The organism is Haematomicrobium sanguinis DSM 21259, assembly GCF_000688395.1.
In the GTDB taxonomy this organism is placed as follows: Bacteria; Actinomycetota; Actinomycetes; order Actinomycetales; family Micrococcaceae; genus Haematomicrobium; species Haematomicrobium sanguinis.
Genome location: NZ_JIAG01000001.1, coordinates 104672 through 118634, shown reverse-complemented (window position 1 = coordinate 118634; position 13963 = coordinate 104672). Strand labels below are relative to the sequence as shown.

The following is a 13963-nucleotide window of genomic DNA, read 5'->3' as shown; positions in this document are numbered from 1 at the left end:
CCCAATTGACGGTGCACAACTAATCTACCGTTTTTTCCTTACCCGCTGGTGCGTACATCACATCGACGTGCCAGCGCACAAAGCCGAGATTCCGGTAGAGGTTAATTGCACCCGCATTGGTCGAATCCACGTACAACATAATGGCTTCCAGCCCGCGTTGATGCAGGTACTCGAGGCCGGCGGCGAGCAATGCCTTGCCCACCCCGGAACCTTGAGCGCTCGGAACAACCCCGAGCACATACACTTCGCCGATATCGGGATGCCCATCGGTCCCGGGATGCACCTTGGTCCAGTGGTAGCCCAGGATTTCGCCATCCCGCTCGGCCACAAAAAAGCCGGATGGATCGAACCAGGACTCGCTCATGCGCGAGCGCAAATCCTCCACCGTGAGCGCGCCCTGTTCGGGATGCTCGGCAAACGCCATCGCATTCGCCTCCACCCACGCCGCATCATCGGAGCCCGGGACAAAGGTTCGCAATACCACGCCAGCGGGTACCGGGGAGCGCTCAGCAGCCGAAACCGGAGTTTCCACCGCTTGAGTCGCAGCTATACCGAGATCGGCAGCGCCCGAATCGGCGCCGTGATCCTCGCGAGCTTCCCTGGTTAACCGCATCCGCCACAATTCGCGCACCGGCGCATAGCCTTGTTGCGCCGCGAGGGTCGCGGCCGCCGGATGATCGCCATGCGACCACGCCTGCACCCGTTCCACACCCCGGTCCTTCAGCGCTGACAGCAGTTCGCCGGCCACCCCTTCATTGCGGAAACACGGGCTGACAACCAGTTCCATCACACCCTGATCCAGGTCCACGACCGCCATGCCAGCCACGTTGCCCGCTTCCGGCACGGCACCCGGGTGAGCATCGCCGTCGTTCTTCACGCCACCGGCAAACTCAGGCGAGCGATGCTCGCTATCGAGCACGTAGCTCACGGTGAGCAACGCGCTCGGCGCGTCCGCGGCGCGCAGTGACACGAGCGTCTGGTCGGAAAACGGCGGGTGCCCGTCGGCGTTCTCGGCAAGGGCCGCCAGCGCGTTCAGCTGGGCATAAACGTCGGTGGGCAGGGGGCCCTCGTGGGCGTCAATGTGACCGCCGAGGCTGGCGCTACTCATGGGGCTAGCCTACGGTGCGGTCTTGGCGCGCGCTAGCGTTTTCTGCCGGGCGCCCAGCGGCAAAGCGGTAACCGACGTTGCGGACCGTGCCAATCAGCCCCTCATGGTCGCTGCCAAGCTTTGCGCGCAAGCGCCGCACATGGACGTCCACCGTGCGGGTGCCGCCGTAATAGTCGTAGCCCCACACCTCGTGCAGCAACTGCTCGCGCGTGAACACGCGGCCCTGGTGTTGCGCCAAATACTTCAGCAACTCGAATTCCTTATAGGTGAGGTTCATCGGCTCACCATTGATACGCGCGGTGTAGCTGCTCTCATCGATGACCACCCCGGATGCCCGAATCTCGGTGTCCAGCTCGTCCTGCGCCGAATTCGCCCGGCCCAGCACCACCCGCAAGCGCGCCTCGACCTCGGCCGGGCCCGCGCCGTCCAAAATCATGTCATCGATGAGCCAATTGCTGCCGACCGCCGCCATGCCGCCCTCGGTCAAAATGACAAACAGCGGCACCGACAACCCGGTGGCGCGCAACAGCTGGGTGAGCGAGCGGGCGCCCACTAAATCCTTACGGGCGTCCACCAGCACCGCATCGCTCGGCGGCACCTCAAGGAGCGCGGTCGGTTCGGCGGGGAGGACATGAATTTTGTGCCCGAGCAGTTCGAGGGCCGGAAGCACGTCGGTGGAGGGACCGGTGCTATTCGTCAAAAGCAAGAGGTGCGGCATGAAATCTCCCATGGTAGCCAGCACATCGTTGGGCGTCTTCTGCGATAGCCGAGCCGTGACGCGACTCACAGGTGCGATTTTGAAAAGTATAGCGGTTCGGCGCCGGTAGCTCGGATTTTTATGAAGCACGACGGCGATGCCTCCTTCCGCGCGTTGGCTCGGCACCGGCGCGGTAGGGCAAGATGAAGGATGTGAAACCAACCACCTCCGCCGTGATTGCCTGCCTGGCCACTGGGCTATTGGCGCTGGGCGGGCTCTTCTTCCCGGCGCAACTGTGGATAGTGTGCGCGGTGCTCGGGGTGGTCTTTGCGCTTGGCTGGCCGGGGCTCTTGGGGCTCCCGGCGCGTAAAACCCTGTTCGCGGTGGTGGGGGTGTGCGCGGTGGCCTCGGCGATTGCGTCCTCGGCGCTGCTTTTCGATGCGCGTTTTGGCATCACCTTGCTCGTGATAGCAATGGGTGTCTGCGCAATTTTTGTGGTGCAACTGGTCCGCGGTACCGGTCAGGCTTACCGGCTGGAATCCACTATGGGCGGTGCCGCGGCGGTGCTCATGGTGTGTTTGGGCTCCGCCTGGGCCGGGTTGGAGCGGGTTGTCTCCGAGACCTTCTCCTTTGGCTGGGTTGCTTACGCGCCGCTGTCCGAAGCGGAGCTGGTGGCCGGGGGAATGCCGGGCGACTTTGTGTATACGCCGCCCGTATTGCTGCCGAGCGGTCTGATTTTCGCGGCCGCCGTGTCCATTATTGTGACGCTCATCGCCGGGACTAACTCGCTGCGCAACCGAATCTCTGCACCCGTGAGCGTCATCCTGGGAACCGTGGTATCTACCGCGCTTTCGGTGTGGGTCGCCAATTTGTATTGGCAGGTCGCTGCCATCACGGCACTGGTCACCTCCTTGATTGTGGCTGCGTGCCGCCGGCTGGCGCGGGCGTCCAAGAAGCAGCCGGCCGGTTTCCTCGCGAGCGTTTCGCTGGGGCTAGCGCCGGTGTTGGTGTGCGGGCCCGTGGTGTTCATTGTGGGGGTCATTTCCGCCGCGGTTATTGGGGCGCCAGGATAACTGTGCCGTCCGTGGCCGCGCGGAAACGTTGTTAGGATTGGGGCATGGAAAACTACCTTGCTCTGGAAATTTTCTTCATCTCGCTTTTGGTGGTGGCCGGTCTCGGCATGGCGGGCATGGCCGCTCTCGTGGTCGCCAAGCTTTTCAAGGGTCAAAAGTAAGTGGATATCCCCACCGATCTCACCCCCGAGCTCGTGCCGTTGTCATGGTTGCTCGGAAAGTGGGAGGGCCGCGGACGCCTCGGCGCCGGCGAAGCCGACTCCGAACACTTCCTGCAACGCGTCAGCTTCAGTCAAAACGGCCTGCCCTTTGTGAATTACCAGTCGGAATCCTTCCTCACCGATGATGAAGGAAACATCCTCCGACCCCTTTCTACCGAAATGGGTTACTGGGCGCTGGACCGGGCAACCACCGAGGCTGACGGCGGTCCCGGGCTCATTCCCGGGGACGTGGTACCGGCGCTTCGCAACGCTGACGACGTTGAAAAACTGCGCAATGACAACGGCGGCTTCGACATTGCCGTGACCATCTTGCACCCGGGCAATATTGCCGAGCTGTACTACGGCACTATCAAGGGACCGCAAATCGAGATGAGCACGGATATGGTGATGCGCGGCGCGAATTCCAAGCCGTATGCCGGTGCCACCCGCATTTTCGGTTTGGTCAATGGCGATCTCTACTGGCGCTGGGACGTCACTCAGGAGGGTTCGGAGCTCGAGCCGCATGCCTCGGCCATTTTGCATCGAGTTGACGGCGAGGTCACCGAGGACGCCGCCGAGAACGCGGAATAGTTCGCGCGCTCACGCTGGTTGGCCTAAACATGGAGTACACATCCCCTTTGCTTGAGGTGCCCGGGGCCGTCGCCGGCAGTGGTGCCGACGCGGGTGTCGCCGCACACTATGGCAACCCGCTGATGGAACAGCGCGCTTTGGTGCGCGGCACTGCCGTGGTAGACCAGTCGCACTGGGATGTGGTGGAAATTTCCGGCCCCGATCGGCACAAGTGGCTGACCACCCTGTCCTCGCAGGTGTTGGTGCCTGGCGAGAGCCAGAACGTTTTGCTCCTGACCATTCAGGGGCGCATTGAGCACTTCCTGCGTGTGGTGGATACCGGGGACCGCATGCTTGTGGCGTTGGACGCCGGGCGGGCGCCGGCGTTGGTGGAATTCCTCAACTCGATGAAATTCATGTACCAAGTTGAAGTGCGTGATGCTGGCGAGGAGTTTGCCGTGGTGCAGGCCGCCCGCGACACCGTGCCGCTGGAATCCGTGGTCTTCACCGACCCATGGCCCGAGGTTGCTCCAGGCGGTGTGAGTTACGCGGCCGGTGCCGATCACCCCGAGGACGCGGCCCGCTATCTGCACTTCATTTCCCGGGCGCGGCTCGCAGACTTGCCGGAGGCACTCGCCACCGCGAACCTCACCCTGGCGGGAACCATGGCAAGCGAAGCCCTCAGGATCGCGGCCTGGCGTCCACGCTTTTCCTTTGACGTCGATGACAAGAGCATTCCACACGAACTCGATCTGCTGCGTAACGCAGTCCATCTGGAAAAGGGCTGTTACAAGGGGCAGGAAACCATCGCGCGGGTCCACAATTTGGGCCACCCGCCGCGACGCTTGGTGTTTCTCAGCCTGGACGGTTCGATTCATGGCACCCCGGCTGTGGGTTCACCGGTGAACTTTTCCGGACGCACGGTCGGCACGGTGACCAGTGTGGGGCAGCACCACGAGATGGGGCCGATCGCGCTCGCGGTCATTAAGCGTGCCGTCGATCCAGCGGCCGACCTTCAAGTTACAAGCGGCGATGACAGCTACGCCGCCGCTCAAGAAGTCATTGTCTCCCCGGACGCCGGTCGAACCGCGCCGCGCCCCACCGGGTTTTTGCGCCGCTAATTTACTCCTTTTGGCCGCTCCCGGACTACCGTTGGACCTGTGGTGACGGCCCGGAGGCGCGGCCCGCACACGACCGACACGTCGGATGCACAGGGAAGAACAGAGGACCCTCATGACCCACGCTTCGCCGTCTGCGGAGGTTCGCCCCTGGCGCGCACTCGTCGCACTGCTTTTTGGATTCTTCATGATCCTGGTCGACACCACGATTGTGTCGGTGGCGAACCCGGCCATCATGCGTTCGCTGAACACCGATATGAACATGGTGATTTGGGCGACCAGCGCTTTTCTCCTGGCCTACGTGGTTCCGCTCCTGATCGCCGGACGCTTGGGCGACCGATTCGGACCCAAAAACCTGTACCTTATTGGTCTGGTGATCTTCACCGTCGCGTCGCTGTGGTGTGGGCTCTCAGCCGACATCGATTCGCTGATCCTGGCCCGTGTCCTTCAGGGCTTTGGCGCCGCCTTGCTGTCGCCGCAGACCATGGCGATCATTACCAGGATTTTCCCTCCAGAGTCGCGCGGTGCGGCACTGGGCGCTTGGGGCTCCGTTGCCGGTGCCGCGACGCTCATCGGGCCCATCGCCGGTGGGCTACTGGTCGATGGGCTGGGCTGGGAATGGATCTTCTTCGTCAACATTCCGGTGGGAATCATCGGTTTCATTCTCGCGTGGCGCTTGGTGCCCAAACTTCCCACGCACCCGCACCGCTTTGACTGGGTGGGCGTGATTTTGAGCGCCGCCGCAATGTTCTTGATCGTCTTTGGGATTCAAGAGGGCGAAACCTATGACTGGGGAACCATTACCGGGCCCATCACCGTCTGGGGACTGATCATTGCCGGACTCGCTGTCCTGGTGGTCTTTCTCCTGTGGGAACGTTTTGCCAAGGTCGAACCGCTCTTGCCGCTCGGACTCTTTAGGGACCGGAACTTCAGCATCGCCAACCTCTCGATCTCCACCGTCGGATTCGCCGTGATTTCCATGGGGTTGCCGTTGATCTTCTTCCTTCAGCAAGTTCAGGGACTCACACCAACCCAGTCGGCGCTCATGATGACGCCCATGGCGGTCATCTCCGGTGCCTTGGCGCCGTTTGTGGGTCGCCTCACGAATCGCGTCACGCCAAAGTATCTTGCCGGGTTCGGCATGGCCATGTTCGCGCTGTCCTTGCTCTGGTATTCCTCGATGCTGCACCCCGATACGCCGGTGTGGATGCTGCTGCTTCCCAGCGCGTTGCTCGGGATCGCCAACGGGTTCTTGTGGGCACCGCTCTCGAGCTCGGCGGTGCGCAACCTGCCGCTACGCCAAGCTGGCGCAGGATCCGGCGTGTACAACACCACCCGGCAGGTGGGTGCGGTGATCGGCAGCGCCGCCATAGCTGCGCTGATGCAAGCCAGGCTCTCCGCAGAGCTTCCGGCGGCACCGCAGGGCAGACAGGGTGAAACCCCGATGGGTGTGCTCCCGCCGGTGCTGCACGAGGGATTCGCCACCGCCATGGGCCAGGCGCTCCTGCTCCCTGCAGCCGTCATCCTCCTCGGCGCGATTCTCATCATGCTCCAAGAAAAGTTTGCGGCTCTAAGGACCGTCGACGCGCCTCAAGAGGCTAAGATTGACTGACGTGTGCCATGACCCTGGCGGCAAAACTTGCGCCAGCCGCAAGCGCGCCGAACCAGGAGTCAACGTCGGTTAAAAGGAGTACGTGTTGCGGGGTTTGCGCCAGGTGTGGTCGGTGGTGCGCGCCCGATGACCCCTCAGATCCCCTGGGATAAAGCTCGCAAACTCGCCGCCCGCATCAAAGTGGCCAAGGCGAAACCGGCTGATACGAAACCTGCTGATGCGAAACCGGCCCCGGCCCAACGCATTGGAACGTCCACCGCCGCGGCCGCGGTCGAGAAATCTCACCGCCGCCGCGAACATTATCGACGGCTCATTTTGAACCGCCCGGACATCCAGGGACTGCGCGCCATCGCGGTGTCCATGGTGGTGCTCTACCACCTCTTTCCCAGCATTTTTCCCGGCGGGTTCCTGGGCGTGGACGTGTTTTTCGTCATCTCCGGTTTCCTCATTGTGGGCTCCCTCGTCAAAGAAGCGACGGTCACGCACACCGTGAAATGGCGCGCGTTCTACGCCAGACGGTTCAGACGCCTCATGCCTGCGGCGGCCTTGGTGCTCTTCACCACCCTGGTTGCAGGGCTCATCATCTTCCCGCAAACTCGCTGGCAGGAACTCGCCCGCGATGTCGCCGCGTCCGCGTTGCAAATCCAAAACTGGAACCAGATTTTCACCACAACGGGCTATCAATCCGCAAACGAGCAAGTCTCGGTGGTCCAGCACTTTTGGACCTTGAGCGTGGAGGAACAGTTCTACGCGGTGATTCCCTGGCTCATCATGGGCGCCGCGTTTCTCGCGGTGAAGCTCGGCAAATCCACCGCAAGAATCAGCTTCCTGGTGCTCGCAACGCTGACCGCCGCGTCCTTCTTTTTTTCGCTCGCTTTCACGCCGTTTAACCATGAGGCCGCCTACCTTTCCACCTTCACCCGCGCGTGGGAGTTGGGGATCGGCGGGCTCGCGGCCATGCTCATCTCCCGGGTGCGCCTGCAACGCCGCACCGCCGTGCTGGGCGGTTGGGTCGGTTTGGCGTTGGTGGTCGCATCCACGTTCACCCTCTCCACGGCGATGCCCATCCCCGGTTACCTGGCCGCGATCCCCACGCTCGGCGCGGTCCTTCTGCTCTTTTGCGGTCTCTTCACCCAGGCGTTGCGCTCCTCCGGCCCCAAGCACGCGACATGGTGGCTATGCCTCAGGCCATTTGTATTTGTGGGCGATATTTCCTACTCGCTCTATCTCTGGCATTGGCCGCTGATCGTCTATTTCCTGGTGATTTCTGAGCAACAAATCACCTGGTTCTCGGCCCTGTTCTTGATCGCTGCGAGCGTGGGGCTGGCGTGGTTCACTTACCTTTATGTCGAGTTGCCTTTTAGAAAAGCACGACGGCGATACCTCACCCGAGGTTGGCATCTCAAGAAGAGCGCCAATAACCGTTCGGCCTTTGTGATGGCTGGCGCACTCACCGCGATCCTCGTCACGGCCTCCGCCATTCCCTGGTTCGGCGTGCAGAACGCGGTGAGCGCCCAACTAGAACAGACTCGTTCGGAAAACACGAATAAGAATCTCGGGGCCGAGGCATTGGATGTGACCGGCAAACTCAACCCTCGAGACCTTACCCTGGCGGATTTGAAACCTTCGGCCACGGCGGCCAAATCCGATTTCAACCTCACCTCCACCGACGGATGCAATCTCAACATTGGTCAAGGACTGGGGACCAAGTGCGTCTTCGGGGACGCCGGCGCGACAAAAAACGCTGTCTTGGTGGGGGACTCGCACGCCGGGCAGATTCTTGACGGCCTCGATATCGCAGCCAAAGATTCGGGCTGGAAGGTCACTTCGATGATCTTTGACGGTTGCCCCTTTACCATGTCGCCGCCCATCAACGTGGATGGCCCGCTGAACGTGTGCCCGGAACGCAACCAACAACGTCTCGCGAAGATTCTGGAACTCAAACCGAACCTGGTCATCGTCTCGGGTATGACCCCTGGCGGTTACCAAGACGCGCTCAACTGGCGGTGGTCCAGTCAGAAAGACCTCGTGCAAGGCTACAAAGACGCACTGCAACCGATCGTGGACGCCGGAATCCCGGTGTCCGTTGTCCTCGATTCGCCGTTCCCGCCCTCGCCCGTCCCGGACTGTCTGCTCAAGAACGGTATCGACTCACCCAAGTGCGATATCCCGTATGACCCGCTGTACGCGCAAAAAGACCCGCTGAGTTTGGTCGCGCAACAGTTGCCGAAGGTCAAAACGATCGACCTGACAAAGTACATGTGCCAAAACGGGGTGTGCCCGCCCGTGGTGGGGGGAGTGGTGGTCTATCGCGACAACCACCTGACTTCGACGTTTGCCAAGTCGCTGGCTAACCCGCTGAAGCGGGCCCTGGGCTGGTAGCCCACTGCGCGTATCCGCTAGCCAAACAAAATTTTCGCTTCGTCGTAGCGCGATTGCGGTACCGTTTTGAGGTTTTCCAGGGCGTAGGAGAACGGCGCATTGACAATGTCGGTGCCGCGCAAGGAGACCATGGTCCCCCAGTTACCCTCAACCACCGAGTCCACTGCGGCCATACCCAAACGGGTGGCAAGCACTCGATCGTACGCCGAGGGAACCCCGCCGCGCTGGATGTGGCCGAGGACCGTTGCCCGAGTCTCGATCCCTGTCATGGCCTCGAGTTCCGGTGCCAGTTTGTCCGCAATACCGCCCAGCCGGGGACGGCCAAACGCGTCCAGGCCGCGTTCGGAATGCGGGCCCTCAAAGTGTTCGGGGGCAAACCCCTCGGCAACCACAACCAACGGCGCGCGGCCGCGGTCGCGCGCTTCGCTGATCCACCCGGCAACGGTTTCCATGGACTCGGGCTGCTCCGGGATGAGGATCGCGTGAGCGCCGGAGGCCATGCCCGAATGCAAGGCAATCCAGCCGACGTGCCTGCCCATGACTTCGGCGATCATGGTGCGGTGATGAGATTCGCCGGTGGTGCGAAGCCGATCGATGGCCTCGGTGGCAATCTGTACCGCGGTATCAAAGCCGAACGTGTAGTCGGTGGCATCCAAATCATTGTCGACGGTCTTGGGCACACCGACAATCTTGAGCCCCGCCTCGGTCAGGCGCTGCGCGGCGGCAAGAGTCCCCTCGCCGCCAATGGCAATGATGGCGTCAACGCCCAGACGGTCCATGTGGGCTTGAATGTTTTCCGGTCCGCCATCGCCTTCAAAGGGGTTGGTGCGAGAGGTTCCCAGGATGGTTCCGCCCTGTTTGGAAATGCCACGGACGGTGGAGCGGGGCAGTTCCATGACGTCGCCCTCGACCACGCCGCGCCAGCCGTCGCGGTAGCCGACAAATTCGTGATCGTAGCTTTTGATGCCCTTGAGCACCGCTCCGCGAATGACCGCGTTCAGTCCGGGGCAGTCCCCGCCGGAGGTCAAGATGCCAATTTTCATGGGGCGCAACGTCCTTTAGCTCTCACGGGCCGTCGGTGTTGTGCAGCCCTCGTGTATCTTCCGGACGCCTCATCGAGCCCACATTCGATTCTATGAGAACTTGTGATTCAGGCAACAATCGGCACTTCCCTGCCCGCGAGTTGCCGTTTGTCACGCTTATTCGACGCTCAATCGCTGTGCACGTGGCAACTCGCGGCGGCGGCGGCGCTCTAGGGCGCCGGAAGGTAGCCTGCCCGCATAGCCTCCACCACTGCCCGGGTGCGGTCCTGGGTGCCGAGCTTGCCGAAGATGCGGATCAGGTGGGTCTTGACCGTTGCCTCGGTAATGAAGAGTTTCTTGCCAATCTCGGCGTTGGAAAGCCCCTCGCTCACCGCGGAGATCACTTCTACCTCGCGCGGGCTCAGTGCGGGCGCAATAGGTTCACGCACACGGTTCAGCAAAGCGCTGGTGGCGCGCGGGGAAAGTACCGTCTCCCCGCGATGCGCCGCCTGGACCGCGCGCACAATTTCCGTTGCCCCGCTGTCCTTCAAGAGGTAGCCCACCGCTCCTGCCTCAACGGCACGCACAATGTCGGCGTCATCGTTATAGGTCGTCAAGATGACCACCTTGGCTTGCCGGTGGCGCGTTGCCAGCGTTGCCGTCGCCGCGACGCCGTCCATAACCGGCATACGCAAGTCCATGAGCACGACATCTGCCCCCAGGCTCTGAACCAGGTCGAGGCATTCTTGTCCATTGGAGGCAACGCCAACCACCTCGATGGAGTCCTCTACCCCGAGCAGCGCCGCCAGACCGGAACGGACAATGGGATGGTCGTCCGCGATGATCACCCTTACCGCGTTCACCGCTCGACCTCCACCCGCACCCGGGTGCCCTTTCCTATGCGCGAATCGATCGTGAGCCGCGCCCCCACTTCCTCGGCACGCTGGCGCATGGAGAACAGCCCAAACTTTGCCAAACCCTCGGTGTATCCCGGTGCGCTGCGGCTATTAAAGCCCGTGCCGTCGTCGTCAATCACTAAGATCACCTGAGGTCCCTCCTCGCTTAAGGTCACCCGCACCCGTCCGGCGCCGGAATGCTTGCGGGCATTAGTGAGCGACTCCTGGAGGGCGCGCAGAAGCATGACCTTCTGATTTTGATCCAAGCCGCCGGAGTAGGCGCCGATGGTGGCCTCGACGTGCAACCAGTCCTGGGCGTCGCACGTGCGCTGGAGCGCGGCGGTGAAATTCTCGTCATCCCAATGGCTGCTTCCGCCCGAGACCAGTGCGCGCGCCTCATTGAGGTTGTCCTGCCCAATCTGGCGCAGCGAGGACAACGTCGCGCTCACGTCCTGACCCTTTGCCGCCTGGGCCAGTGCCGCGTCCGCGAGCACCACAACCGAGGTAAACCCTTGAGCCAGCGTGTCATGAATGTCCCGGGCAAGCCGCTCGCGCTCGGCGGTGGCACCGGCGTCTCGATTCGCGCTCGCTAGCGCCTCCTGGGTTCGGCGCAGGGCGGCGAGCAGTTCTGCGCGTTCCTCGCTCTGGGCAATGATGAGATGAATCCAATATCCAGCACCCATGCAGACCAGGCTTGGCAGGATGATTTGGATGGTGAGTTGATCCAGGGAGACCTGAGGGAGGCGGATGTAGAGGGCAACAATGAGGCCCGCCGCCATCACGGCAACGTTCGCAAAGGCCCACTTGGCATTCTTGGCGAACATCCAGACGTGGGCAAACACGAAAAAATACCAGAACGCCGAATAGGGTGCTAACGCCGTGGCCGTCCACAGGCACGCGAGCATGATGGCAATGTAAACCTGCCCGTGAACCGGGGTTGGCCAGCGCGGCAAGATGAGGGCCGAGTACGCGGCCACGGTCACCAATAGCGGTATTAGCGCACCCAGGCTCTGCGGCCATTCGATGAGCGTCGCGAAGGCGGCGACAAGCGCTGCAGCAAGGACATAGAACGCGGCATTCCACCACTTGCTCGAGCGAATAATGACCGAGTCGGCGTGGGTGATCTCCGGGTTGTCACCGGGGACGGACTCCGCCGCCGCACCGGCGCCGGAGTCTGTCCCACGGGGTTCCTTCATGAACTGAACTTTACTTACTTCTGCCGCCATTTGAAGGTGCGGACCGAGAGCACCAGCCCTAGCACCAGCCAAATGGCAAGGACACCCATACCGATCCAGGGATTCGCGGTTTTCAAATCCGGAAGCTCGAACGCCCAGTCCGGAAGGAACGCGTACTGCAGGCCGATCACGGTCCAGCGCAGCGGGAAGATCGCCGCAATGTTGAGCAGCCACTCCGGCAAAAGATTGGGCAGAAGGTACACACCGGAAATAAAGGAGAGAAGCAGATTGGGTACCACGGCAAGCGTGGAGCCGGCCTGCTCGGTTTTTGCGACCGAGGCCAGGGCGATGCCCAGCGTCGCCCCCACGGCGGTAGCGAACAGCATGATTCCGGCGAGAACCAGCCAGCGCATCGGATCGGCAGGCAGGGGAACCTGGAACAACAGCGCCGCCACCGCAATGAGCAACACGCTTTGAACCACAACCAGCACCAAGGTCAGCCCGATTTTTCCCAGAAAGTAGGCGAGTGGGGTCAGCGGGGTGCTGGAGAGACGCTTGATCGCCCCGTTGAATCGATCCACCGAGACGTAGGAGGTCAAGTTCTGGAAGCTGCTGAGAAATGCGCCGGAGGCGAGCAGGCTGGGCACATACAGTTGCGGGATTGATACGGACTCTCCGCCCGGACCGGCCATTTCCCCCATCCCGGAAAAGACGGTGCCAAAGAGCAGCATCATCAAGGTCGGGAAGAGCAGGACCAGAACGAGCGCAATCGGGTCTTGAAAGAGCGTGCCCAGTTCCACCTTGGTGCGCTGCCAGCTCATGGCAACGGTACTCGGCCGCCAATTCTGTGGGACTGCGGTGGGTGCTTCGAGGGTGCTCATGCGCTGACCTCCACTTTCTCTGCTTCGTTCTGCTCGCCGACGAGTTCTACATAGACGTCCTCCAAACTCGGCCGGACAATCTGCAAGTCCCGAATTTCGCCACTGTCCGGCATGAGCTGGCGTAACAGTTCGGTCGGTTCACTGGTGATGCGCTCGTGAACGTGTCCGTCCGGGCCGAGCCAGCGCACGCGCGGAGTCCGCGCATCCGGTCCGCCAATTTCCTGCGGGTTCCCTTCGGCGATCTTGACTCCGTGGTTAATGATGCCGATGCGATCGGCAAGCGCCTCGGCCTCGTCCAGGTAGTGGGTGGTCAGCACAATCGTGGTGCCTTCCGCGTGCAGTGTGCGGATTAGATCCCAGAACTGCCGCCGCGAAATCGGATCGAACCCGGTGGTCGGCTCATCCAAAAACAGCACCTCGGGGCGCCCCACAATCCCTAGCGCCACATCCAGACGCCGCCGCTGCCCGCCGGAAAGCGACTTCACCTTCGCACCCCATTTTTCGGAAAGACCCACCGCCGCCACGAGCTCCTCAATGTTGGCAGGATTGGGGTAGAGAGCGGCCAGTTGGCGCATTACCTGCGCCACCGTGAAGAGTGAGCCATCCGAGGCTTCCTGAAGCACGACGCCGATGCGCGCCTTAAACTCGGGGCCCGCCTCCCAGGGGTGGTAACCCAGGACGCTGATGGTGCCCGAACTGGGTTTCCGCTGGCCCTCCAGCATTTCTACCGTGGTGGACTTCCCGGCGCCGTTGGGCCCGAGTAGGCAGAAGCATTCGCCTTCGCGAATGTTGAGGTCTAGCCCATCAACCGCGTTGAGGGCACCGTTTTTTCCTGTGGTGTAGGTCTTGACGAGGTTTTCAACACTGATTGCGTTTCCCATTTACCCATCGTTGCGCCCACCCGAGCGGCACGGGAACACCCACTCGGGGGATGGGTCTTGTCAACCGATCGGTTGACCGGAAAAGCGGTTAGCGCTTGCGGTTCTCGATGGCTTTGACCGCGGATTGTGCCAGGATCTTTCCGTCCTGATTTGGCAGCAGCACCCACAGAGCCACGTACACCGGAATGGACAAGACCGGCAACAGGATGAGTGCCAGCATGACAATCCGCACCACTAGTACGTCCCACCCGAACTTAGCGGCAATACCGGCGCAGACCCCGCCGATGAGCCCTTTGGGCCCCCGCTTGATGGGGGACTTGCGGAGCGCGTCAAAAAAGCTGTTCATGA

At 62.0% G+C, this 13963-nt stretch carries 13 protein-coding genes; 5 read left to right on the top strand and 8 right to left on the bottom strand.

Annotation, left to right across the window (positions count from 1 at the left end; all coding sequences use genetic code 11):
- Positions 1-19 precede the first annotated feature (19 nt).
- Complete coding sequence (gene mshD / locus O148_RS0100525; RefSeq protein WP_051619646.1) at positions 20-1108, bottom strand: mycothiol synthase; 1089 nt, start codon at positions 1106-1108, stop codon at positions 20-22.
- Between the two features lie 4 nt (positions 1109-1112).
- Positions 1113-1826 carry a winged helix-turn-helix transcriptional regulator gene (locus O148_RS13920; protein ID WP_035744308.1) on the bottom strand — a complete coding sequence of 238 codons (714 nt, stop codon included), beginning with the start codon at positions 1824-1826 and terminating at the stop codon, positions 1113-1115.
- A gap of 191 nt (positions 1827-2017) precedes the next feature.
- Here O148_RS13920 and O148_RS16810 point away from each other — a divergent pair, with 191 nt between their 5' ends.
- The 5 genes from O148_RS16810 (at position 2018) to O148_RS13905 (ending at position 8760) form a co-directional block, all read left to right on the top strand.
- A complete protein-coding gene (locus tag O148_RS16810; RefSeq protein ID WP_157374433.1) occupies positions 2018-2878 on the top strand; it encodes a hypothetical protein in 861 nt (286 codons plus the stop codon).
- A 161-nt stretch (positions 2879-3039) separates the two neighbouring features.
- Positions 3040-3669, top strand: coding sequence for a nitrobindin family protein (locus O148_RS13910; protein ID WP_051619644.1), 630 nt, complete (start codon positions 3040-3042; stop codon positions 3667-3669).
- A gap of 29 nt (positions 3670-3698) precedes the next feature.
- A complete protein-coding gene (gene ygfZ, locus O148_RS0100500; RefSeq protein ID WP_026529363.1) occupies positions 3699-4769 on the top strand; it encodes a CAF17-like 4Fe-4S cluster assembly/insertion protein YgfZ in 1071 nt (356 codons plus the stop codon).
- A gap of 112 nt (positions 4770-4881) precedes the next feature.
- Positions 4882-6378, top strand: a complete 1497-nt coding sequence (locus O148_RS0100495) for a DHA2 family efflux MFS transporter permease subunit (protein WP_026529362.1) — start codon at positions 4882-4884, stop codon at positions 6376-6378.
- Between the two features lie 126 nt (positions 6379-6504).
- Positions 6505-8760, top strand: a complete 2256-nt coding sequence (locus O148_RS13905; protein ID WP_157374432.1) for an acyltransferase family protein — start codon at positions 6505-6507, stop codon at positions 8758-8760.
- Positions 8761-8777: 17 nt separating this feature from the next.
- On the opposite strand, the gene O148_RS0100485 is transcribed toward O148_RS13905, so the two are convergent.
- The 6 genes from O148_RS0100485 to O148_RS0100460 form a co-directional block, all read right to left on the bottom strand.
- Positions 8778-9803 (bottom strand): 6-phosphofructokinase, encoded by a 1026-nt coding sequence (locus O148_RS0100485; RefSeq protein ID WP_026529361.1) that lies wholly within the window; start codon positions 9801-9803, stop codon positions 8778-8780.
- 209 nt (positions 9804-10012) lie between these two features.
- Positions 10013-10645: a response regulator gene (locus tag O148_RS0100480; protein ID WP_026529360.1), complete on the bottom strand. Its 633-nt coding sequence runs from the start codon at positions 10643-10645 to the stop codon at positions 10013-10015.
- Positions 10642-11874, bottom strand: a complete 1233-nt coding sequence (locus O148_RS0100475; protein ID WP_026529359.1) for a sensor histidine kinase — start codon at positions 11872-11874, stop codon at positions 10642-10644. The genes O148_RS0100480 and O148_RS0100475 overlap by 4 nt, the downstream gene beginning before the upstream one ends.
- 14 nt (positions 11875-11888) lie before the next feature.
- Complete coding sequence (locus tag O148_RS0100470; protein WP_051619642.1) at positions 11889-12734, bottom strand: ABC transporter permease; 846 nt, start codon at positions 12732-12734, stop codon at positions 11889-11891.
- Entirely contained in the window at positions 12731-13615 is an 885-nt protein-coding gene (locus tag O148_RS0100465) for an ABC transporter ATP-binding protein (protein WP_026529357.1), read from the bottom strand. Before O148_RS0100465 ends, O148_RS0100470 begins: the two co-directional genes overlap by 4 nt.
- Positions 13616-13703: 88 nt before the next feature.
- Positions 13704-13961, bottom strand: coding sequence for a PspC domain-containing protein (locus tag O148_RS0100460; RefSeq protein WP_026529356.1), 258 nt, complete (start codon positions 13959-13961; stop codon positions 13704-13706).
- Positions 13962-13963 lie beyond the last annotated feature (2 nt).